Origin of the sequence: Streptomyces sp. NPDC087440 (assembly GCF_044744005.1) — a bacterium.
In the GTDB taxonomy this organism is placed as follows: Bacteria; Actinomycetota; Actinomycetes; order Streptomycetales; family Streptomycetaceae; genus Streptomyces.
The window spans coordinates 587,192-609,899 of the sequence record NZ_JBIUXN010000003.1 but is presented as its reverse complement, the minus strand read 5'-3'; the positions used below and the strand labels follow the sequence as shown (position 1 = coordinate 609,899).

15 protein-coding genes and 1 pseudogene are annotated in these 22,708 nt (G+C 71.5%); 12 read left to right on the top strand and 4 right to left on the bottom strand.

Annotated elements, in window-relative coordinates; all coding sequences use genetic code 11:
• Positions 1-63: 63 nt before the first annotated feature.
• Positions 64-1,275, bottom strand: a complete 1,212-nt coding sequence (locus ACIO3O_RS10815) for a trypsin-like serine peptidase (RefSeq protein ID WP_401744371.1) — start codon at positions 1,273-1,275, stop codon at positions 64-66.
• Positions 1,276-1,458: 183 nt separating this feature from the next.
• Positions 1,459-2,682, bottom strand: a complete 1,224-nt coding sequence (locus ACIO3O_RS10810) for a trypsin-like serine peptidase (RefSeq protein ID WP_401744370.1) — start codon at positions 2,680-2,682, stop codon at positions 1,459-1,461.
• 302 nt (positions 2,683-2,984) lie between these two features.
• Here ACIO3O_RS10810 and ACIO3O_RS10805 point away from each other — a divergent pair, with 302 nt between their 5' ends.
• From ACIO3O_RS10805 to ACIO3O_RS10785, 5 genes are all read left to right on the top strand, one after another.
• Entirely contained in the window at positions 2,985-4,478 is a 1,494-nt protein-coding gene (locus ACIO3O_RS10805; protein WP_401744368.1) for a diaminobutyrate--2-oxoglutarate transaminase family protein, read from the top strand.
• Positions 4,479-4,518: 40 nt separating this feature from the next.
• Complete coding sequence (locus tag ACIO3O_RS10800) at positions 4,519-6,585, top strand: IucA/IucC family protein (protein WP_401744366.1); 2,067 nt, start codon at positions 4,519-4,521, stop codon at positions 6,583-6,585.
• Between the two features lie 123 nt (positions 6,586-6,708).
• Positions 6,709-7,509 carry a GNAT family N-acetyltransferase gene (locus tag ACIO3O_RS10795; RefSeq protein WP_401744365.1) on the top strand — a complete coding sequence of 267 codons (801 nt, stop codon included), beginning with the start codon at positions 6,709-6,711 and terminating at the stop codon, positions 7,507-7,509.
• Positions 7,510-7,655: 146 nt separating this feature from the next.
• Positions 7,656-9,584, top strand: coding sequence for an IucA/IucC family protein (locus tag ACIO3O_RS10790; RefSeq protein ID WP_401744498.1), 1,929 nt, complete (start codon positions 7,656-7,658; stop codon positions 9,582-9,584).
• Positions 9,585-9,658: 74 nt separating this feature from the next.
• On the top strand, positions 9,659-11,641 hold the full coding sequence (locus tag ACIO3O_RS10785) for an ATP-dependent DNA helicase (RefSeq protein WP_401744364.1): 1,983 nt from the start codon (positions 9,659-9,661) through the stop codon (positions 11,639-11,641).
• An 87-nt stretch (positions 11,642-11,728) separates the two neighbouring features.
• Here the strand turns inward: ACIO3O_RS10785 and lexA are convergent, their stop codons facing one another.
• Entirely contained in the window at positions 11,729-12,514 is a 786-nt protein-coding gene (gene lexA / locus ACIO3O_RS10780) for a transcriptional repressor LexA (protein WP_401744363.1), read from the bottom strand.
• Positions 12,515-13,072: 558 nt separating this feature from the next.
• On the opposite strand from lexA, the gene nrdR reads away from it, so the two are divergent.
• Together nrdR and ACIO3O_RS10770 are read left to right on the top strand one after the other, a co-directional pair.
• Positions 13,073-13,585 (top strand): transcriptional regulator NrdR, encoded by a 513-nt coding sequence (gene nrdR, locus ACIO3O_RS10775; protein WP_401744361.1) that lies wholly within the window; start codon positions 13,073-13,075, stop codon positions 13,583-13,585.
• A gap of 168 nt (positions 13,586-13,753) precedes the next feature.
• Positions 13,754-16,645, top strand: coding sequence for a vitamin B12-dependent ribonucleotide reductase (locus tag ACIO3O_RS10770; RefSeq protein WP_401744359.1), 2,892 nt, complete (start codon positions 13,754-13,756; stop codon positions 16,643-16,645).
• A gap of 81 nt (positions 16,646-16,726) precedes the next feature.
• On the opposite strand, the gene ACIO3O_RS10765 is transcribed toward ACIO3O_RS10770, so the two are convergent.
• Positions 16,727-17,257, bottom strand: coding sequence for a TerD family protein (locus ACIO3O_RS10765; RefSeq protein ID WP_401744358.1), 531 nt, complete (start codon positions 17,255-17,257; stop codon positions 16,727-16,729).
• An 81-nt stretch (positions 17,258-17,338) separates the two neighbouring features.
• Here ACIO3O_RS10765 and ACIO3O_RS10760 point away from each other — a divergent pair.
• From ACIO3O_RS10760 to ACIO3O_RS10740, 5 genes and pseudogenes are all read left to right on the top strand, one after another.
• A pseudogene (locus tag ACIO3O_RS10760) lies at positions 17,339-18,165 on the top strand (arylamine N-acetyltransferase).
• 33 nt (positions 18,166-18,198) lie between these two features.
• The gene (locus tag ACIO3O_RS10755; RefSeq protein ID WP_401744356.1) at positions 18,199-18,804 is read left to right on the top strand and encodes a YdbC family protein; all 606 of its coding nucleotides are present in this window, start codon (positions 18,199-18,201) and stop codon (positions 18,802-18,804) included.
• 118 nt (positions 18,805-18,922) lie between these two features.
• Positions 18,923-19,582, top strand: a complete 660-nt coding sequence (locus tag ACIO3O_RS10750; RefSeq protein ID WP_401744355.1) for a histidine phosphatase family protein — start codon at positions 18,923-18,925, stop codon at positions 19,580-19,582.
• 11 nt (positions 19,583-19,593) lie between these two features.
• The gene (locus ACIO3O_RS10745) at positions 19,594-20,502 is read left to right on the top strand and encodes an ADP-ribosylglycohydrolase family protein (RefSeq protein WP_401744353.1); all 909 of its coding nucleotides are present in this window, start codon (positions 19,594-19,596) and stop codon (positions 20,500-20,502) included.
• 331 nt (positions 20,503-20,833) lie between these two features.
• Positions 20,834-22,606, top strand: coding sequence for a DUF4153 domain-containing protein (locus tag ACIO3O_RS10740; protein WP_401744496.1), 1,773 nt, complete (start codon positions 20,834-20,836; stop codon positions 22,604-22,606).
• The last annotated feature ends 102 nt before the right edge of the window (positions 22,607-22,708 follow it).

The following is a 22,708-nucleotide window of genomic DNA, read 5'->3' as shown; positions in this document are numbered from 1 at the left end:
ACAAAGGCCGGTGGCCGGCACCCTCGTCATGAGGGTGCCGGCCACCGGCCTTTCGCGTGCGGGTCAGCTGCTGCCGAACCGCTTGCTCATCATCGTGTAGATCTGCTCCGCGCCCTTGCCGAGGCGCGGGCCGGCCAGCCAGCCGTGCGTCACCGGGCCGATCGAGGTGTTGGAGACCAGGCTGAGGCCGCCGCCCGCGCGGTTCATGAACCAGCCGCCGCCGGACGAACCGCCGGTCATGGTGCAGCCGATGCGGTGCATCGCGGGCGTGGACGGGCTCAGCGACAGGCGGCCCGGACGGTCCACGCACTTGTGCATGACGTAGCCGTCGTAGGGCGGGCCCGCCGGGTAGCCCCACGCGCCCATCGCGCTGATCCGCCGGGTGTCGGGCGCGTTGAAGTCGACCGGCACCGCGGTGCCGACGGTCTCCTCCAGCGACTTGCGGCCCTTCTCGGGCTTCACGTGCATGACCGCGTAGTCGTACGGAGCGCCGTTGCCGCCGGTCGGGCCGCCGCCCCTGATCCACTCGCCGGAGGTCGAGATCCAGTCCGCCCAGTAGGCGCCGTACGGAGCCTCCTCCTGCGGCGGTGCCGCCTGGAGGGCGGTCGGCGACAGGGCGTTGTTGTTGTACGCGGGGACGAAGATGAGGTTGCGGTACCACCCGCCCGCGCCGCCCGCGTGCACGCAGTGCCCGGCCGTCCAGACGAGGTTGGACTTCCCGGGGTTGTTCACGTCCTTGACCACGGTGCCGGAGCAGACCATGTGGCCCTTGGGGGAGTCGAAGAAGAGCTTCCCGACCGGGGCGCCGTGCTTGGTGTACGGGGTCTTCTCGCGCTGGGCCTGCACCGGGCGCGGGACGGGGTCGCTGACGTTCTGTCCGCCGGAGAGGTCACTCGCGGACGCCGTCTTGATCGGGTCCTTGGCGCTCCGCATCCGCTCGGGCTTCCACAGGCCCTCGATGACCGGGTTGACGAAGTCCTTGGCCTCGCGCAGCCACTTGTCCTTGTCCCAGTTCTGCCACTCCCCGTTCTTCCACTTCTCGGGGTCGACGCCGTGCTCCTTGAGCTTGTCGGCGATGTCCTTGGGCAGGGTGACGTCGCCGTTCCCGGCGGACGCGCCTCCCGCGGAGGCGTCCCCCGCGGGAGTCGAGGCTGCCGGAGCCGACGCCTTGTCGCCGCCGGAGGCCTTGTCCTCGGTGGGGCCGCAGGCCGTGGCGGTCAGCGCGAGTGCCGCGGCGAGGCCGGTGGCGGCCAGCAGCGGACGTATGGATCGCATGGAAATGTTTCCCCCTGGATGTACCGGATGTGCAGAAGTGTCATGACCGCGTCATGCAAAGAAGTGTCTTGCGGAGAGGCGTCATGTACGGAACTGCCGTGCGGGAAGGTAGCAGAAGGGCCCGGGCGCTGTGCCGCGGACCCGTGCGGGCGCACCGTCGAGGGTGCGCCCGCGGCGGGACATTTAGCGTGAACCGGCCTTCTCGTAGATGGCCTTGGCCTCGGGACCGAGACGCGGACCGGCCAGCCAGCCCGCGGTGACCGGGCCGATCGAGGTGTTGGAGACCAGTGCGGGCTTGCCGTCCTGGCCCTGCGCCACCCAGCCGCCGCCGGACGAACCGCCGGTCATGCTGCAGCCGATGCGGTACATCGTGGGCTGCGCGGGCTTGATCGCGAGGCGGCCCGGCTTGTCCTTGCACTGGTACAGGCGCTCGCCGTCGAACGGCGGGGCGGCCGGGTAACCGGTCGCCTCCATGCTCGCGATCTTCGGCACGGCCGGTGCGTTGAACTCCACCGGGAGGGCCGAACCGACCGTCTCCTCCAGGGACTTGCCCGAACCCTTCTCCGAGGTGACGTTCAGCACCGCGAAGTCGTACGGGGCGCCCTCGCCGCCGGTCGGGCCGCCCTGGGAGATCCACTGGGCGGAGGTGTAGGCGCTCTTGGCCCACCACACGCCGTACGGTGCGATCTGCTCGCGGGTCGTCTCCTGGGAGACCGGGCGGGCCTGGTCGTTGTACGAGGGGACGAAGGCGACGTTGCGGTACCAGCCGCCCTTCGCGCCCGCGTGCACGCAGTGACCCGCGGTCCACACCAGGTTGGACTTGCCCGGGTGCGCCGGGTCCTTCACGACCGTGGCGGAACAGGACATCGACCCCTCGGGACCGTCGAACAGCAGCCGCCCGGACTCGGGGGCGGCGGAGTGGTACGGAGCCTTGGCGGCCTTCGCCGGAAGGCGGACCGGGATCGGGTCCGTGACGCCCTCGTCGCCCGAGATGTCGTTGTCGACGGGCTTCTGCGGCTGCTTGTCCGCGTCCTTCATGCGGTCCGGGTTCCACAGGTCCGCGATGATCGGGTTGACGAAGTCCTCGGCCTCGCGCAGCCAGTCGTCCTTGTTCCAGTTCTTCCAGTCGCCGTTCTTCCACTTGTCCAGGTCGATCCCGTGCTCCTTGAGCCGGTCCTTGAGATCGTCCGGGATCTGGATCTTGTCGTCGCCCGAACCGCCCGTCGCGGCCGCGGAACCGGTCGCCGGCGTGCTCGGCGTACCGGCGGCGCCGTCCTCGGTCGGCCCGCAGGCCGTGACCGTCAGCGCGAGCGCGGCAACGAGTCCTGCGGCGGACATCAGGGGCGCACTTCTGCGACGCGCGCTCCTCCCCTGACGAACGGCGCGGGTCGGGCGTATGGGTCGCATCTCTTGATCCCCCTGGGACTTCGAACGTGACGGACGAGGCGGTACGGCGGCGGGTGCGCGGCACCGGTGCGGTGGCGGGCGGTGTCCACGGGTGCCGGAGACCGCCACCACTATGCCGGTGCCGATGGGGACGGCCAACGGCAGGGCCGCGGTTCCCCCGCCGGAAGGATCTTCTGATTGCCCGTGATCCTTCGGGGTCACTGTCGTTGGTACGTACGAGGGATAACCGGTCGGCGTTCAACCCTGCGGGGCAAGGTGCGCCATTCCGTACAAAAGGCACACCTGGGGGAGGACCAGCAGTCGTGGCCGTGACCGAACCTGCTCCGGCAGTCGTCGCACAACAGGGCGCGCCGCTCGGCGGTCCGCCCGCCGCCGACCGGTCGGCGGTCGCCCACGAGGGCATCCTGCGGCGGCAGTCGCTGCGCGAGTCCGCCGCCCGGACGTACGCGCGCTCGCTGCCGATCGTGCCCGTACGCGCGCGCGGGCTCACCATCGAGGGGGCGGACGGGCGGCGCTACCTCGACTGCCTCTCCGGGGCCGGGACCCTGGCGCTCGGGCACAACCACCCGGTGGTCCTCGAAGCGATCAAGAAGGTCATCGACTCCGGTGCCCCGCTGCACGTCCTGGACCTGGCCACCCCGGTCAAGGACGCCTTCACCACCGAGCTCTTCGCCACCCTGCCGCCGGGACTGGCCGCCGACGCACGGGTGCAGTTCTGCGGACCGGCCGGGACCGACGCCGTCGAGGCCGCGCTGAAACTGGTGCGCACCGCCACCGGCCGCAGCGGACTGCTGACGTTCACCGGGGCGTACCACGGGATGACCGCAGGGGCGCTCGACGCGTCCGGCGGGGCGCGGGACGTCCGCGTGACGCGGCTGCCGTATCCGTACGACTACCGCTGCCCGTTCGGGACCGGCGGCGAGCGGGGGGCCGCGCTCGGCGCGCGCTGGACGCAGAGCCTGCTGGACGACCCCAAGGGCGGGGTGCCGCAGCCCGCCGGGATGATCCTCGAACCCGTGCAGGGCGAGGGCGGCGTGATTCCGGCACCGGACGGCTGGCTGCGGAGGATGCGGGAGATCACCGCGGCCCGCGACATCCCGCTGATCGTGGACGAGGTGCAGACCGGCGTCGGCAGGACGGGCGCGTTCTGGGCGGTCGAGCACAGCGGGATCACGCCGGACGTCATGGTCATGTCGAAGGCGATCGGCGGCAGTCTGCCGCTCGCCGTCATCGTCTACCGGGCCGAACTCGACGCCTGGGAGCCCGGCGCGCACGCGGGCACCTTCCGGGGCAACCAGCTCGCCATGGCCGCCGGTGCCGCGACGCTGCGCCACGTGCGGGAGAACGGGCTCGCGGAGCGGGCGGGGACACTCGGCGCGCGCCTGCTCGCGCAGCTGCGCACGCTGGCCGCCGGGCATCCGGTGATCGGCGACGTCCGGGGCCGGGGGCTGATGATCGGCGTCGAGCTGGTCGATCCCGAGAGCGGCTCCTCCGTCGAGTGGGGCGAGGACGGAACGGAGCCCGGACCGGGCGCCGCCGCGCCCGCGCTCGCCTCCGCCGTGCAACAGGAGTGCCTGCGGCGCGGGTTGATCGTCGAGGTCGGCGGGCGGCACTCGGCGGTCGTACGGCTGCTGCCCCCGCTCACCCTCACCGACGAACAGGCCGACGCGGTACTGGACCGGTTCGCCGACGCTCTGGCCGCCGCCGAGCGCGCGCACCACCGCAACGGGCCGCGCGGCCCCGAATCGTACGGCCAGGAGCAGTACCGCCAGGAACCCACCGGCACATCGTGCTGACACCGGCCGACGCCGGAACAACCTCACAAGGAAGCCCTCCGTGAACCCCACTCCCGCACCCGACACCTATGAGGACACCGCAGTCGAAGCCGGCGACGCAGCAGCAGTCGGCGATGCAGTGGCAGCCGGTGATGCAGCAGCAGACCGGGAAGCCGGGGCGGTCACGTCCGTGACGGCCGCCCCCGGCGCGTGCGCGGCGTCGGACCGGCCTCGTGCGGACCAGCCTCGTGCGGACCGGCCCGTTGCGGCCGGGCCCGTGCTGGACCGGCCCGTGCCCGACGAGCCCGTGACCGTCCCCCGGCAGCTGTCCAAGGCGCACGGCTCCCGGCCCGGCCCCCTGCGGCCGCGCCCCGACCTCCTCGACCACCCCGACCCGCGGACGGCGGCGGACGCGGCGGCGGTCGAGAACCTCCTGCGCTGCTGGGTACGGGAAACCGGCCTGCCCCGGCCCCAGGGCAGCACCCTGCGCATCCCGCTGTCCCACACCGGCACCTCCCTCCTGGTCCCGGTCCGCTACTGGTCGGCCGCGGGGTGGCACCGTTTCGGGATGCCGGTGCTGGCGAGCGGTCCCGGACACGCCCCGACCGTCGACGCGGTGACCCTCGCGGCGCTCCTCGGGCGGGAGACCGCGCCGGAGGCCTCCGACTCCGGCGACACCGCGCAGTCCCACCCCTCGGAAGGCGCCGACCTGGTCGGCCGGGTCGCCGACTCGGTGCGCAGGACCGCCGACTTCCTCGCCGACCGGCGCGCCGACCCCGGGCCGCGGGGCGGGGCCGACCTCTTCCTCACCGCCGAACAGTCCCTGCTGCTCGGACACCCCACGCACCCCACGCCCAAGAGCAGGGAAGGGCTCTCCGAAGCCGAAGCGCGGCGCTACTCACCGGAGTTGCGGGGGTCCTTCCCCCTGCACTGGATGGCCGTCGACCGCTCCGTGCTCGCCCAGGACTCCGCCTGGACGGAGCGCGGCCGCACCCTCCAGGCCGAGCAGCTCGCCGCACGGCTGGCCGGTGACCCACGGTTGCCGGACGGGACGGTGCCGCTTCCGCTGCATCCGTGGCAGGCTCGCGAGGTGGCCCTGCGGCCCGCCGTCGCCGCGCTCCTCGACGCAGGACTGCTGCACGACCTCGGGCCCCGGGGAGACGCCTGGCACCCGACCTCCTCCGTGCGCACCGTGCACCGGCCTGGCACGGCGGCCATGCTCAAGCTCTCGCTGGGCGTACGCATCACCAACTCCCGCCGGGAGAACCTCCGCAAGGAACTCCACCGGGGCGTCGAAGTGCACCGGCTGCTGCGCGGCGGCCTCGCCGAGCAGTGGCACGCCGCCCACCCCGGCTTCGACATCGTCCGCGACCCGGCCTGGCTCGCCGTCGACACCCCCGACGGGGAACCCGTCCCCGGCCTGGACGTCGTGCTCCGGCACAACCCCTTCGGACCCGACGACGACGCCGTCTGCATCGCGGGCCTCACCGCGCCCCGCCCCTGGCCCGGCCGGACGGGAATGCACTCCCGGCTCGCGGACTGCGTGGCGCGACTGGCCTCCCGTACCGGAAAGCCCGCGGGAGCGGTGTCCGCCGAGTGGTTCCTGCGCTACCTCGACCAGGTCGTACGTCCCGTGCTCTGGCTCGACGGGCAGGCGGGCATCGCCCTGGAGGCCCACCAGCAGAACACCCTGGTCCTGCTCGACCAGGACGGCTGGCCGGTCGGCGGCCGTTACCGCGACAACCAGGGCTACTACTTCCGCGAGTCCCACCGCGACGCCCTCGAAGCACGCCTCGGCGGCGTCGGGCAGCAGAGCGACACCTTCGTCAGCGACGCCGTCACCGACGAACGCTTCGCCTACTACCTCGGCATCAACAACATCCTCGGCCTGATCGGCGCGTTCGGCGCCCAGCGTCTCGCCGACGAACGCGTGCTGATCGCCGCGCTGCGCCAGTTCCTCGGCAAGTCCACCGGGCTCGGCTCGGCACTGCCCGCCCAGCTCCTGGAGAAGCCCACGCTCCGCTGCAAGGCCAACCTGCTCACCCGGCTGCACGGCCTGGACGAGCTCGTGGGCCCCGTCGACACCCAGTCCGTCTACGTCACCATCGCCAACCCCCTCCGCCCCTGACCCGCAGGCCCCCCGGGCCTCGTCTGCTCAACGCCCCGCCACCACAGGAAAGTTCCCCCACTTCGCACCCATTTCAGCCGCGGGCCGGCCACCCCATCGGCCCGCCGAGAGGAGCGCGCCGCCGTGTCCCCCAACGAAGCGAGCACCGACGCGGGAGCCGACCCGGCTCCCCGCAGCACCTCACCGGCCGACACCGGCCCCCTCGGTCCCCAGGACCCCCTCGGTCCCCAGGCCCCCCTCGGTCCCGTCGCCAGACCCGGCAACGAGGACACCCTGGAGCTCCGGCTGCCCGACGAGTTCGTCGCCCGGTTCGGGACGGCGCAGCCGGAAGACCTCCTGGACTCCGTCGCGGACTGGCCCGCGGCCGCCACCCCCGTGGGCAAGTTCCGGCTGCGGCCCGTGGACCCGGCGACCGATCTGCCGCTCCTCACCCGGTGGATGAACGACCCCGCCGTCGCCGCCTACTGGGAACTCGCGGGACCCGAGGAGACCACCGTCGCCCACCTGCGCCCCCAACAGGAGGGCGACGGACGCAGCGTGCCCTGCCTGGGCGTCCTCGACGGCGTCCCGATGAGCTACTGGGAGATCTACCGGGCGGACCTCGACCCGCTGGCCCGCCACTTTCCGGCCCGCCCGCACGACACCGGCGTGCACCTTCTGCTCGGCGCGGACGCCGACCGCGGGCGGGGCCTGGGCACGGCACTCCTGCGGGCCGTCGCCGGACTCGTCCTGGACCACCGGCCCGCGTGCACGCGCGTCGTCGCCGAACCCGACGTCCGCAACACCGCGTCCGTCAAGGCCTTCCTCGGCGCGGGCTTCCGCCGGGCCGCCGAGCTCGACCTCCCCGACAAGAGGGCCGCGCTCATGATCCGCGACCGGGGGCACGACAGCGCCCTCGACCGGGTCCACCCGCCACAGACGTAACCCTCACCCCCCCTGCGGCGCGCGCCCCCGCCGTCCCGGACGCGCGCCGCCCCCCCCGACGCTTTCGCCGCACCGCTCGTCCCGCATCGGTCCCACCCCGAGGAGTCACCGTGTCGAAGCCCACGCCCGTCCCGACACCCACCCCGATCCCGGCGCAGGCCGGACCGCCGCCCGGCACCGGAGCAACGGATTCCGCCGCTCCGGCGCTGCTCGCCCCGCCCGAACTGACCAGCGCCCTCTGGGAGCGCGCGGCCGGCCGCCTGCTCGCCAAGACGCTCAGCGAATTCGCGTACGAGGACATCATCGAGCCGATCCCGGACGGCGACGCGGGCACGCATCTTTCGGCTCCCGCGGGCACGCACCCCTCAGCACCCGCGCACACACCCCCCTCAGCACCCGCGGGCGCCACCGGCGCGACACCCCACACCCTCCGCCTCGACAACGGCGAAATACTGTCCTTCCGCGCCCGCCGCGGCTCCTACGGCAGCTGGCGCGTCGACCCGGACACCATCGAGCTCCAGGACCACGACCACGCCGAGCGCCACCCCTTCCGCGACCCCGTGCGCTTCATGGTCCTCGCCCGCCGCCTCCTCGACCTCGACGGCGCCACCCTCGGCCACCTCGTCCGCGAACTGACCGCCACCCTCGCCGCCGACGCCCGGCTCGACCACACGGCCGTCAGCTCCGCCCGCCTCGCCGAGCTCTCCTACGCCGAACTGGAGGGCCATCAGACCGGACACCCCTGGCTCGTCCTCAACAAGGGCCGCGTCGGCTTCTCCGCCGAGGACACCGACGCCTGGGCCCCGGAGGGCCGCACCCCGGTCAGACTCCCGTGGATCGCCGTCAGCACCGCCCTCGCCCGCTACCAGGGCATCCCCTCGCTCGCCGACCCCCAGCAGCTGTACGCCCAGGAGCTCGACGCCACCACGCGCGCGTGCTTCGAGGAGGCCCTGCGCGACAGGGGCCTGAATCCGCGGACGTACCTCTTCCTGCCCGTACACCCCTGGCAGTGGGACGAGGCGGTCCTGCCGCTCTTCGCACCGGCCGTGGCGCACGGCGAGATCGTCCCGCTGCCCGCCGACGGCGACCTCCGGCTGCCGCAGCAGTCCATCCGTACGTTCCTCAACGTCAGCCGCCCCGACCGGCACACCGTCAAGCTGCCGCTGTCCGTCCTCAACACCCTCGTCTGGCGCGGCCTGCCCACCGAACGGACCGTCGCCGCGCCCGCCGTCACCGCCTGGATGCAGGGGCTGTACGACACGGACGCGTACCTCAAGGAGGAGTGCAGGGTCGTGCTGCTCGGCGAGGTCGCCTCGGTCGCCGTCGAGCACCCCGTGTACGACCACCTGCCGGAGGCCCCGTACCAGTACAAGGAACTCCTCGGCGCGATCTGGCGCGAACCCCTCGAAGGCCGCCTCGACCCCGGCGAGCGGGCCCGCACCCTGGCCGCGCTGCTGCACACCGACCCCGACGGGCGGGCGTTCGTCGCGGAACTCGTCGACCGCTCGGGGCTGCCCGCCGAGAGCTGGCTGCGCCGCCTCTTCGCGGCGACCCTGCCGCCGCTGCTGCACTTCCTCTACCGGTACGGCACGGTGTTCTCCCCGCACGGCGAGAACGCCATCGTCGTCTACGACGCGCACGACGTCCCGGTCCGCCTCGCGATCAAGGACTTCGTCGACGACGTCAACGTCAGCGAGGAACCGTTGCCGGAGCGCGACACCATGCCCGACGACGTACGCGCCACCCTGCTCACCGAACCGGCCTCCTTCCTGCCGCAGTTCATCCAGTCCGGGCTGTTCATCGGCGTGTACCGCTACCTCGCGCCGCTGTGCGAGGAGCAACTCGGCGTCCCCGAGGACGCGTTCTGGTCACTCGTACGAGCTGAAGTCCTCCGGTACCAGGGGCGCTTCCCCGAACTCAAGGAGCGCTTCGAGATGTTCGACCTGCTCGCGCCCCGGCTGGAGCGGCTCTGTCTCAACCGCAACCGGCTCCACACCGACGGCTACCGCGACCGCCCGCACCGCCCGCACGCCACCGTGCACGGCACCGTGCCCAACCCGCTGCACCGGCTGTGAGGCCCGTCCGGGCGGCGGCCGGGAAACCGGCCGTGACCGCCGTTGTCAGTGGTGCGTCGTAGGGTGGTCGGGCTATGACGAAGCCCTCACTCCCCGAGCTCCTCCACGCCGCCGTCGCCTCCGTCGGCGGTGTGGAACGGCCTGGCCAGGTCACCATGGCCCAGGCCGTCGCCGACGCGGTCGACGACAACTCCCACCTGCTCGTCCAGGCGGGCACCGGCACCGGAAAGTCCCTGGGCTACCTGGTGCCGGCCCTCGCCCACGGCGAGCGCGTCGTGGTCGCCACGGCGACGCTGGCCCTCCAGCGCCAGCTCGTGGAGCGCGACCTGCCGCGCACGGTGGAGGCGCTGAAGCCGCTGCTGCGCCGCACCCCGCAGTTCGCGATGCTCAAGGGCCGGTCGAACTACCTCTGCCTGCACCGCCTGCACGAGGGCGCCCCGCAGGACGAGGAGGACGGCCTCTTCAACCCGATCGAGAGCTACGAGGCCTCCGGCCCCAGCAGCAAGCTGGGCAAGGACCTGCTGAGGATGCGCGACTGGGCCGACGAGACCGAGACGGGCGACCGCGACGACCTCACCCCCGGCGTCTCCGACAAGGCATGGGGGCAGGTCTCCGTCTCCTCGCGCGAGTGCCTGGGCGCCAGCAAGTGCGCGTACGGCGCGGAGTGCTTCGCCGAGGCCGCCCGCGAGCGGTCCAAGCTGGCGGACGTCGTCGTCACCAACCACGCGCTGCTGGCCATCGACGCCATCGAGGGCGCGCCCGTGCTGCCGCAGCACGAGGTGCTGATCGTCGACGAGGCGCACGAACTGGTCTCCCGGGTCACCGGCGTGGCCACCGGCGAGCTGACCCCGACGCAGGTCACCCGGGCCGTCAAGCGCGCCGCGAAGATCGTCAACGAGAAGGCGGCGGACGCCCTCCTCACCGCCTCCGACAGCTTCGAGCGGGTCATGGAGCTGGCCCTGCCCGGCCGCCTGGAGGAGATCCCCGAGGATCTCGGCTACGCGCTGATGGCGCTGCGCGACGCCGCCCGCACGGTGATCTCCGCGCTCGGCTCCACCAAGGACCGGTCCGTCACCGACGAGGACGCCGTCCGCAAGCAGGCCCTCGCCATGGTCGAGAACATCCACGGCGTCGCGGAACGCATCGCCAACGGCTCCGAGTACGACGTCGTCTGGTTCGAGCGCAACGAGCGCTACGGCACCGCGTCCCTGCGCGTCGCCCCGCTCTCCGTCTCCGGGCTGCTGCGCGAGAAGCTCTTCACCGAGCGCTCCGTGATCCTCACCTCCGCCACCCTCAAGCTGGGCGGCGACTTCAACGGCGTCGGCGCCTCGCTGGGCCTGGCCCCCGAGGGGCAGCACGGCGAGGACTTCCCGGAGTGGAAGGGCCTCGACGTCGGCTCGCCCTTCGACTACCCCAAGCAGGGCATCCTGTACGTCGCCAAGCACCTGGCCCGTCCCACCCGGGACGCCGGGCGCGAGGACATGCTCGACGAACTGGCAGAGCTGATCGAGGCGGCGGGCGGGCGCACGCTCGGCCTCTTCTCCTCGATGAAGGCCGCCCAGACCGCTGCCGAGGCACTGCGCGAGCGGCTCGACATGCCGATCCTGCTCCAGGGCGAGGACACCCTCGGCGAGCTGATCAAGGGCTTCGCGGCCGACCCGCAGACCTGCCTGTTCGGCACGCTGTCGCTGTGGCAGGGCGTGGACGTGCCCGGGCCGAGCTGCCAGCTCGTGGTGATGGACAAAATCCCGTTCCCGCGCCCGGACGACCCGCTGATGAGCGCCCGCCAGAAGGCGGTCGAGGACAACGGCGGCAACGGCTTCATGGCGGTCGCCGCGACCCACGCGGCGCTGCTGATGGCCCAGGGCGCGGGCCGCCTCGTCCGGGCCACGGGCGACAAGGGCGTCGTGGCCGTCCTGGACCAGCGGCTGGCCACGGCCCGGTACGGCAGCTACCTCAAGGCCTCCATGCCGGACTTCTGGTACACCGTGGACCGCAACCAGGTGCGGCGCTCGCTGGCCGCGATCGACGCGGCGGCCAAGGCGGACGGCACGTAGCCCGCACCGGAGCAGCCCGCACAGGAGAGGGCCCCGGCAACCACCCTTCGTGGTTCCCGGGGCCCTCTCACATCACCGCGGCGGGCGTCAGACACGCCGCAGCACCGCGACGACCTTGCCCAGGATGGTCGCGTCGTCGCCGGGGATCGGCTGGTACGCGGCGTTGTGCGGAAGCAGCCAGATGTGGTTGTCCTCCCGCTTGAAGCGCTTCACGGTGGCCTCGCCGTCCAGCATCGCGGCCACGATGTCGCCGTTCTCCGCGACGGGCTGGCGGCGGACCGTCACCCAGTCGCCGTCACAGATCGCGGCCTCGACCATCGAGTCGCCGACGACCTTGAGGACGAAGAGCTCGCCGTCACCCACCAGCTGGCGGGGGAGCGGGAAGACGTCCTCCACCGACTCCTCGGCCAGGATCGGGCCGCCCGCCGCGATCCGGCCGACCAGCGGGACGTACGACGCCGCGGGCTTGCCCGCCGTGTCGGTGGGCTGGGTGCTCGGCTGGTCGGAGCCGCGCACCTCGTAGGCACGGGGGCGGTGCGGGTCGCGGCGCAGGAAGCCCTTCCGTTCGAGAGCCATCAGCTGGTGGGCGACGGAGGACGTGCTGGAGAGCCCGACCGCCTGCCCGATCTCGCGCATGGACGGCGGGTAGCCCCGGCGCTGCACGGAGTCCCGGATCACCTCGATCACCCGGCGCTGCCGGTCGGTGAGGCCCGAGCTGTCCGCCCTGATGCCCGGAGGTCGGCCGGGCAGCGAGCGGGCGGGCTTGGCGCCCTCGGAGTTCGTGGTCGCGTCATTCATGGCATGCACCGGCTCAAGTCGGCCCTGGGAGCGGTCCTGGGCGGCGATCGTTGCGCTGTCCGCGGTGGTGGTCATGGTCGGCCCCTCTCGAATGGTCTCCCTGACCGGACAACGGTAGTAGCTTTCGAAAGGTTGCGCCAAACACACGTTCGAGTGAAAAACCGCAGAATGGCTGCCCTATTCGTACGGATGGGTGTATGGAACGAGGGTTCAGCGGTGATCGCCGACCGACGGCCCGAACGGCAATTCGGCTCATTACGGTAGCCTTCCTCCGTGGACGTCGCGCGCTCGAACATCGCGTCCCGAGGTGTCGCACCTCTCCCCGCTGAGCCGTCCGAGGGAGCGGAATCCCGTTCCGCGCCGCGCGTCCCGTACCCTCGTGGGCGGTCGACGCCCCTGCCCTCTCCGGCGCCCCCTCCCGTGGCTTTCCGCCGCTTTGCGGTGCGACACGCGCGTAGGGGCGAAGAGTCGCCGAAACCCCAGATCTAGTGGTTGGATCGCTCCAGCTGCCCACAAGTTGTGGTCCGTGGTCCTTCCGGGACTCCGGATCGTCTATGCTGGGAGCTGCTTCGAGGGTCCGCCAAGCGACCTGGCGAAGCTCTTCAGACGTGCCGCGAAGGAGGCCTTGGAACCATGCACTGCCCCTTCTGCAGGCACCCCGACAGCCGAGTGGTCGACAGCCGCACCACGGACGACGGGACGTCGATCCGCAGGCGCCGTCAGTGCCCCGACTGTTCCCGCCGTTTCACGACGGTCGAGACGGCCTCGCTGATGGTGATCAAGCGCAGCGGGGTGACCGAGCCCTTCAGCCGTACGAAGGTCATCTCCGGTGTGCGCAAGGCGTGCCAGGGTCGCCCGGTCACCGAGGACGCCCTCGCCAAGCTGGGTCAGCGGGTCGAAGAGGCGGTGCGCGCCACTGGCAGCGCCGAGCTGACCACCCACGACGTGGGTCTGGCCATCCTCGGTCCGCTCCAGGAGCTCGACGTCGTCGCCTACCTGCGCTTCGCGTCTGTCTACCGGGCGTTCGACTCGCTGGAGGACTTCGAGGCGGCCATCACGGAACTCCGTGACCAGCAGCCTTCCGCTCAGCAGGACGGGGCGGGCGGGAATCCGTCGGTTCCCGTGCCCGCGGCGGCCGCCGACTAGTTCGGCCCCCTGCCGACACCCTTCGACGCACAGTCGAGAAGACGGCACTCCAAGAACTTCAAGACCAGTCACGGCCGCCGTGCGCGACGGCCGGGACGACACGACACACACCGTGCCCTGGGAAGAACTGGGTACTTCTGGGCGTTTTAGCCCGATATGGGAGGCGGCATGACCGAGACGACGAGCGGCCCGGCACGAGGTTCCCGCAACAAGGGTTCCAAGGCCAGCAAGGGTCTGCGTATCGAGCGCATCCACACCACTCCGGGCGTGCACCCGTACGACGAGGTGGTCTGGGAGCATCGTGACGTCGTCATGACCAACTGGCGCGACGGCTCGATCAACTTCGAGCAGCGTGGCGTCGAGTTCCCCGACTTCTGGTCGGTGAACGCGGTCAACATCGTCACCAGCAAGTACTTCCGCGGCGCGGTCGGCACCCCGCAGCGCGAGACCGGTCTCAAGCAGCTCATCGACCGGATCGTGAAGACGTACCGCAAGGCCGGCGAGGACTACGGCTACTTCGCCTCCCCGGCGGACGCCGAGATCTTCGAGCACGAGCTCGCGTACGCCCTCCTGCACCAGATCTTCAGCTTCAACAGCCCGGTCTGGTTCAACGTCGGCACCCCGCAGCCGCAGCAGGTCTCCGCCTGCTTCATCCTGGCCGTCGACGACTCCATGGAGTCGATCCTCGACTGGTACAAGGAAGAGGGCATGATCTTCAAGGGCGGCTCCGGCGCCGGCCTGAACCTCTCCCGCATCCGCTCCTCCAAGGAGCTCCTGTCCTCCGGCGGCAACGCCTCCGGTCCGGTCTCCTTCATGCGCGGCGCCGACGCCTCCGCCGGAACCATCAAGTCCGGCGGCGCCACCCGCCGCGCGGCCAAGATGGTCATCCTCGACGTCGACCACCCCGACATCGAGAACTTCATCGAGACCAAGGTGAAGGAAGAAGAGAAGATCCGCGCCCTGCGCGACGCGGGCTTCGACATGGACCTGGGCGGCGACGACATCACGTCCGTCCAGTACCAGAACGCCAACAACTCGGTCCGCGTGAACGACGAGTTCATGCGCGCCGTCGAGTCCGGCGGCAAGTTCGGCCTGCGTGCCCGCATGACCGGCGACGTCATCGAAGAGGTCGAGGCCAAGTCCCTCTTCCGCAAGATGGCCGAGGCCGCCTGGGCCTGCGCCGACCCCGGCATCCAGTACGACGACACCATCAACAAGTGGCACACCTGCCCGGAGTCCGGCCGCATCAACGGCTCGAACCCGTGCAGCGAGTACATGCACCTGGACAACACCTCGTGCAACCTCGCCTCCCTGAACCTGATGAAGTTCCTCAAGGACGACGGCAAGGGCAACCAGTCCTTCGAGTCCGAGCGCTTCGCCAAGGTCGTCGAGCTGGTCATCACCGCGATGGACATCTCCATCTGCTTCGCGGACTTCCCCACCGAGAAGATCGGCGAGAACACCCGCGCCTTCCGCCAGCTGGGCATCGGCTACGCCAACCTGGGCGCCCTGCTCATGGCGACCGGCCACGCCTACGACTCCGACGGCGGCCGCGCCCTCGCCGGCGCCATCACCTCGCTGATGACGGGTACGTCGTACAAGCGCAGCGCCGAGCTGGCCGCGGTCGTCGGCCCGTACGACGGCTACGCCCGCAACGCCCAGCCGCACCAGCAGGTCATGAAGCAGCACGCCGACGCCAACGCGTCCGCCGTGCACGTCGACGACCTGGACAACCCGATCTGGGCCGCCGCCACGGAGGCCTGGCAGGACGTCATCCGCCTCGGCGCGAAGAACGGCTTCCGCAACGCGCAGGCCTCGGTCATCGCCCCCACCGGCACCATCGGTCTCGCGATGTCCTGCGACACCACCGGTCTTGAGCCCGACCTCGCGCTGGTCAAGTTCAAGAAGCTCGTCGGCGGCGGCTCGATGCAGATCGTCAACGGCACCGTCCCGCAGGCCCTGCGCCGCCTGGGCTACCAGGAGGAGCAGATCGAGGCGATCGTCGCCCACATCGCCGAGAACGGCAATGTGATCGACGCCCCCGGCCTGAAGACCGAGCACTACGAGGTCTTCGACTGCGCCATGGGCGAGCGTTCCATCTCCGCGATGGGCCACGTCCGCATGATGGCCGCCATCCAGCCCTGGATCTCCGGCGCGCTGTCCAAGACGGTCAACCTCCCCGAGACGGCGACCGTCGAGGACGTCGAAGAGGTCTACTTCGAGGCGTGGAAGATGGGCGTCAAGGCGCTCGCCATCTACCGCGACAACTGCAAGGTCGGCCAGCCCCTCTCCGCCAAGACCAAGGAGAAGGAGAAGGAGGCGGTCACGGCCAAGGCCGAGGACACCATCCGTACGGCCGTCGAGAAGGTCATCGAGTACCGCCCCGTCCGCAAGCGCCTCCCCAAGGGCCGCCCGGGCATCACCACCTCCTTCACCGTGGGTGGCGCCGAGGGCTACATGACCGCCAACTCCTACCCGGACGACGGTCTCGGCGAGGTCTTCCTCAAGATGTCCAAGCAGGGCTCGACCCTCGCGGGCATGATGGACGCCTTCTCCATCGCCGTCTCGGTGGGCCTCCAGTACGGCGTCCCGCTGGAGACGTACGTCGCGAAGTTCGTCAACATGCGCTTCGAGCCGGCCGGCATGACGGACGACCCGGACGTGCGGATGGCGCAGTCGATCGTCGACTACATCTTCCGCCGCCTGGCGCTGGACTTCCTGCCCTTCGAGACGCGTTCCGCGCTCGGCATCCACTCCGCCGAGGAGCGTCAGCGCCACCTCGACACCGGTTCGTACGAGCCGGCGCTGGAGGAGGACGAGCTGGACGTGGAGGGCCTGTCGCAGTCCGCGCCGCTGGCCCCGGTCGCCGCCGCCCCCAAGGTGGAGGCCCCGGCTCCGGCCCCGAAGCAGAACGCCCCGCACACCTCGGCCGAACTGGTCGAGATGCAGCTGGGCATCAGCGCCGACGCCCCGCTGTGCTTCTCCTGCGGTACGAAGATGCAGCGTGCCGGTTCCTGCTACATCTGCGAGGGCTGCGGCTCGACCAGCGGTTGCAGCTGAACCACGGCTGACACCCGGAACGGGTAGCACCAGGGCGGCACTCCTCGTACGAGGAGTGCCGCCCTTCCTGCTGTCCCTGTGTCAGCGCTGCCGCACTCCCATCAGCCGGGTGAACTCCTCCGGTTCGGCGTCAAAACCGCGCACTGTCTCGTGCATGTCCCAGCTCCCGTCGGCCTCGCGCACGAACTCCGCGACAGTGGCCGCAGTGGCCCGCGCAACAGTGACGAAGTCGCTGGTCAGCAGCTCGGTGTAGCCCTCGGTCACGCGCATCGACGTGCTCTGTATGTCGCCGAACTCCATGCGCCCGTCGCGCTGTTGGATCGCCACCCCGAGCACCACCCGCCCGTACTCCTGCGACAGGCGCTCCAGCTCGATCGTCATCTGCTCGTCCGCGCCGAAGCCCTGACCCGTCTTGCTGTCCCGGTGCAGGGTGATCGTGCCGTCGGGGGAGCGGCTGCCGAAGTGCACCAGGTAGGCGGGGCTCTCGTACAGGCTCGCCGTCCCGTACACGGCGGCGACGATGTCGAGGTCGGCGGCGGGCGCGCCGAGTGGGTTGGGGTCCCACTTGAGGGCGACCTCGGCCTTCCGGATGCCCTTGTTGAAGCTGCTCACCGTGTGTCCCTCCGCTTCCAGTCGTGCGCCGATCCTCACAGGGTGGACGGGGCGCGACAAGTCGGCCTGGGTGCGCCGATCATGGGGGACATGACGACATGGGGTGGGGAACAGATCGACCTGGACGCCTACGTGGCGAGGATCGGGTACGCAGGGGAGCGCGCGGCCACGACGGAGGTGCTGCACGCGCTGCACCGGGCGCATGTGACGGCGATCCCCTTCGAGAACGTGGAAGTCGCCCTGGGGCGCCGTGTGCCCCTCGACCTCAAGCGGCTCCAGCAGAAGATGGTCGCGGGGGCGCGCGGCGGCTACTGCTACGAGCAGAACTCGCTGCTGGCCGCGGTGCTGGAGCGGCTCGGGTTCGCGGTCGCCGGGCGTGGTGCGCGCAACCGCACACGCGGAGACGCCCGACACACGCCGTGCTGGTGGTGACGGTGGAGGGCGAACAGTGGCTGGTGGACGCCGGATTCGGGTGGCAGGGGCTGCTGGAGCCGGTGCCGCTGCGCACCGGCGTGCAGGTGCGGCAGAGCGACGGGTGGAGCTTCGCGATCGCGGAGGAGGACGAGGGGGTCCTCGTACTGCGGTCGCTGCGGGCACAGGGGTGGGTCGACCTGTACGCCTTCGCGCCGCAGACGCTCCACCCGGTCGATTTCGAGCTGATGAACCACTACAGCTCCACCCATCCCCGCTCCAGCTTCGTGGGCAAGGTCGTCGCCCACCGCATCGCCTCCGACGCCCGGTACGGCTTCGTCGCCGACACCCTGCGGACGGGGAGGGCCGACGGCAGCTTCGACGAACGCTCCGTCGCGCCGGGCGAGTTGGCAGACCTCCTCGCCGGGGTGTTCGGGATCGAACTGGGGGCCGACGATGCGTCGGGCGTATGCCGAGTGCACCCCGCCGCGGGGTGACCTGCGCAACCCTCCTGGCCGTACGATGGCGCGGTGCTGGTCAAGTGGATTCGCTGCTCTGTCGTGGACCGTCGAGGTTTTGAACAGGGGCAGCGGAAATGGGCGGGGCTGCTCGGCGAACCCGGATTCCGGGGCCAGGGCGGCGGCTGGAGCAGAGGGCGGGACGGGGTGGCCCACGTCATCGCCTTCTGGGAGAGCCGCGCCTTCTACGACTCCTTCATGGCCCGCTCGCACGACAAGCTCGCCGCCGGGCAGTCCGGAACGTACAAGGACATCCAGGTCAAGCTGTTCGAGTACCGCTTCGACGTGAAGACGGGCTTCGAGCCGCGCTTCACCGACGCCGACGTGGTGCGCATCGCGCACTGCACGGTGCGGGAGGACCGGGTCGAGCACTTCGCGCTGATGCAGCAGAAGGTGTGGAACCCGGCGATGGCGGGTTCGCCCGGCATGCTGCGGGGGGTGTTCGGGGAGGCCCCCGGCAACGAGTTCCTGGTGCTGTCGATGTGGCAGTCGGCCGCCGAGCACGGTAAGTACCGTGCCGACCGGGTGGAGCGGCTGTCGCTGCGGGCGCAGACCGAGGCCGACGTGGCGGAGCTGACGGGGGACGTCGTGGAACTGGACCCGTACTGGACGGTGTGACGGTGAGCCCCCTGGGTGACCGTCGGACGGCGTACGGTACGGGGCCTTCGTACGCCGGATGGGGGCCCAGGGGGAGGCCGGTCGAGCCCGCCCCGCGCCTTCGAACTAGGGTTTCGGCATGGCACGACCGCGACGCATCGTCCTCGTCCGGCACGGCGAATCCGAGGGCAACGCCGATGACACCGTCTACGAGCGCGAGCCCGACCATGCCCTGAGACTGACCGACACCGGCTGGCAGCAGGCCCGCAAGGCGGGCGAGCGGCTGCGCGAGCTGTTCGGCGACGAGCGGATCAGCGCCTACGTCTCGCCCTACCGGCGCACCCACGAGACCTTCCGTGCCTTCGACCTCGACCCCGAGCGGGTCAGGGTCCGCGAGGAGCCGAGACTGCGCGAGCAGGACTGGGGCAACTGGCAGGACCGCGACGACGTACGCCTCCAGAAGGCCTACCGGGACGCCTACGGGCACTTCTTCTACCGCTTCGCCCAGGGGGAGTCCGGAGCGGACGTCTACGACCGTGTGGGGGCCTTCCTGGAGAGCCTCTACCGCAGCTTCGAGGCCGAGGACCACCCGGAGAACGTCCTGATCGTCACGCACGGGCTGACCATGCGGCTGTTCTGCATGCGCTGGTTCCACTGGCCGGTCGCCGAATTCGAGTCGCTGTCCAACCCCGGCAACGCCGAGATGCGGGTGCTGGAGCTGGGCGACGACGGGCGGTACACCCTGGACCGGCCGTTCGAGCACTGGTGCACACCGGAGTCCTACGGGGCCACCGGTTAGAGTGCACAGCGATGACCGCTGACTCCGATTCCGACCCGCGCTTCGTACGCGCGCTCGACAGCCTGCGCGGGCTGTCCGTGGGAGACGCACTGGGCTCCCAGTTCTTCGTACCCGCCAACTATCCCCTGCTCAAGCGCCGGGAACTGCCCGAAGGACCGTGGCAGTGGACCGACGACACCGAGATGGCCGCCTCCGTGCTGGCCGTCCTCGCCGGGCACGGACGGATCGACCAGGACGCCCTCGCGCGCTCCTTCGCCGACCACCACGACTTCGACCGCGGCTACGGGCCCGCGGTCAACCGCATGCTCCGGCTGGTCCGCGAGGGCGGCGACTGGCGGGAACTGGCCGCCGCCCTGTTCGACGGACGCGGCTCCTGGGGCAACGGCGCCGCGATGCGGATCGCACCCCTGGGCGCCTGGTACGCGGACGACCCGGAGCAGGCCACCCACCAGGCCGAGATCTCCGCGTACGTCACCCACCAGCACCGGGAGGCGGTCATGGGCGCCATGGCGGTCGCCGCCGCTGCCGCCTTCGCCGCCGACCCGGCCGGCCCGCCGACGCCGGCGGCACTGCTCGACGGAGTGATCGCGCTCATCCCGCGCAGCGCCGTGGGGGCGGGACTGCGCAGGGCACGCGACATGCTCGACTACGACGACGCGAGCACGGTCGCGGCGGTCCTCGGCTGCGGCAGGCGCACCAGTGCGCACGACACCGTGCCGTTCGCCCTGTGGGCCGCCGCGCGAGGGCTGGGCGACTTCGAGGGTGCCTTCTGGCGGACCGCGCAGGTGGGCGGCGACGTCGACACGAACTGCGCCATCGTCGCAGGGGTGCTCGCGAGCACCAGTGCCGGTGCTCCGCCGGAGCGCTGGCTGAAGCAGACGGAGGCGCTGCCGCAGTGGCTGCCGGAGCGGGTGGCCTGAGGCGTTCTTCTCGTACGTGCGTCTCGTACGGCTTTCGTACGGGTAAGGGGTCGCCGGACGTTGTCCGTGCGGCCCCTTCCGCGTGGGCGGCCGCTGTCACGGTTTCGTCCGCATCCCCGGGGGCGGCGGGGGAAGTCCGGTGGCCCCGGGCTACTCTGACGGCCACGCCGCCGCGTTGATCATCACCGGTGTGCGTTCACAGAGACACCGGGGGAACCGCCCACCGCGTACCGCGCGGGTGCGAGGCACCCGGTCGGGAGGGGGTCCCGTGCCTGACGACGTACCACCGTCGATACCGTCACCGTCCGCATCACCGTCGCCGCCCGCAGCGATGTCGCCGTCCGGATCACCGTCGCCGTCCGCGTCACCGTCGCCGTCCGCGCCGTCGGAGGGGGAGGCCGCAGCGCCCCGCGCACGCGCCGGTGAGACGCCCGGTGCCGGTCCGCAGGACGCCGTACCGGAGCCCCCTGCCACCCCTGCGTACATGCGCCCGCACCCGCCGCAGACGGCTGCCTACATGCAGCCGCAGTCCGCGCTCCAGCAGCGGCAACAGCAGCAGTGGCAGCAGTGGCAGGCGCAGCAGCACTGGCAGCAGCAGCGTCGGCAGAAGGCGATGGAGCCGCCCGCCTGGCGGGCCGGCGTCCGTCCCGCGCCCCCGGCCCGGATACGTACGGCGTCCCTGTGGGCGGTGCTGGCCACCGCGCTGCTGAGCGCCCTGTTCCTCGGCGACGGGCTCGGCCTGAACCTCCTGATCGTCTCCGTTCCGGCCGCCCTCGCCGCGTTCTTCGCCGCGCAGGCCGCCGGGCGGCGACCGCGCCCCTGGACGCTGCTCTGGGGGCTCGGCGGGCTGGCGCTCCTGGCGGTCCCCGCACTGCGCGACGCGGGCTGGCCCACCTTCCTGGCGGTCCTGTCCGCGCTCGCGCTCGGCTCGCTGGCGCTGCACGGCAGCCGCTCCTGGGCCGGGGTGCTGATCGGCTCCGTGGGCATCGTCGGGTCGCTGGTCCCGGGTGTGGCCTGGGGCTGGCGCGGGATGCGCGAGCGGGCGAACGGCTCGCGAGACCGCTGGGGGCCCGTGATCCGTACTGCGGCGATCGCCGTCGGCCTGCTGGTGGTCTTCGGGGCGCTGTTCGTCAGCGCCGACGCCGCCTTCGCCGAACTCCTCGGCAAACTGGTGCCGGACGTCTCCGTCGGCGACGGGCCGTGGCGGTTCCTGCTCTTCCTGCTCGGGCTGATCGGCGCGCTGGCCGCCGCCCGCACGGCCGCGGCCCCGCACCAGTGGGACAAGGCCAGGATCAAGCCCGGCCGTGCCCGCAAGCGTCTGGAATGGGCCGTTCCGCTGATCGTGCTCAACCTGCTGTTCGCCGCCTTCATCGGCGTGCAGCTCGCGGTGCTGCTGCGCGGCTACGCAGCGGTGCTCGACGAGACGGACCTGCCGATCGCCGAGTACGCCCGGCAGGGCTTCTGGCAGCTCCTTTGGGCCACCCTGCTGACCATCGTCGTGATTGCCTTCGCGAAGCGCTGGGCCCCGCGCGGCGGTGCGCGCGACCAGCTGCTGGTGCGCTGCGTGCTCGGTGTGCTGTGCCTGCTGACGCTGGTGGTCGTCGCGTCGGCGCTCGGCCGGATGAACATGTACGTCGACGAGTACGGGCTCACCCGGCTGCGCATCTCGGTGGCCGCGATGGAACTGTGGCTCGGCGTGGTGGTCGCCCTGATCATGGTCGCCGGTGTCTTCGGGGCGCGCTGGCTGCCCCGCGCGGTGGCCGCGAGCGCCGGTGCCGCCGTGCTCGCCTTCGGGCTCGCTTCCCCGGACGCCCTGGTGGCGGAGCGCAACGTCGCCCGGTACGAGAAGCACGGGACCATCGACGTCGAATACCTCCAGGACCTGTCGGCGGACGCCGTGCCCGCCCTGGACACGCTGCCCGAACCCCTGCGCAGCTGTGCGCTCGACGCCGTCAGGGAGGGGCTCGACGAGGACGACCCCTGGTACGCCACCAGCCGCGGCGAACAGCGCGCGCTCGACCTGCTGAAGCGGCGGCCGCTCGACGAACAGGCGGCGCAGTGCCGCCACCTTCCCCCGGACGACAACGGCGACGACTACCGCTGACCTCTCCCGGGACGTACTGCTGACCACTCCCCGGGACGTACCGCTGACACTCTCCGGAAAGTGTGCGCGAGCGAATCGGGAAGACGCGGGTCGGTGCGGTGG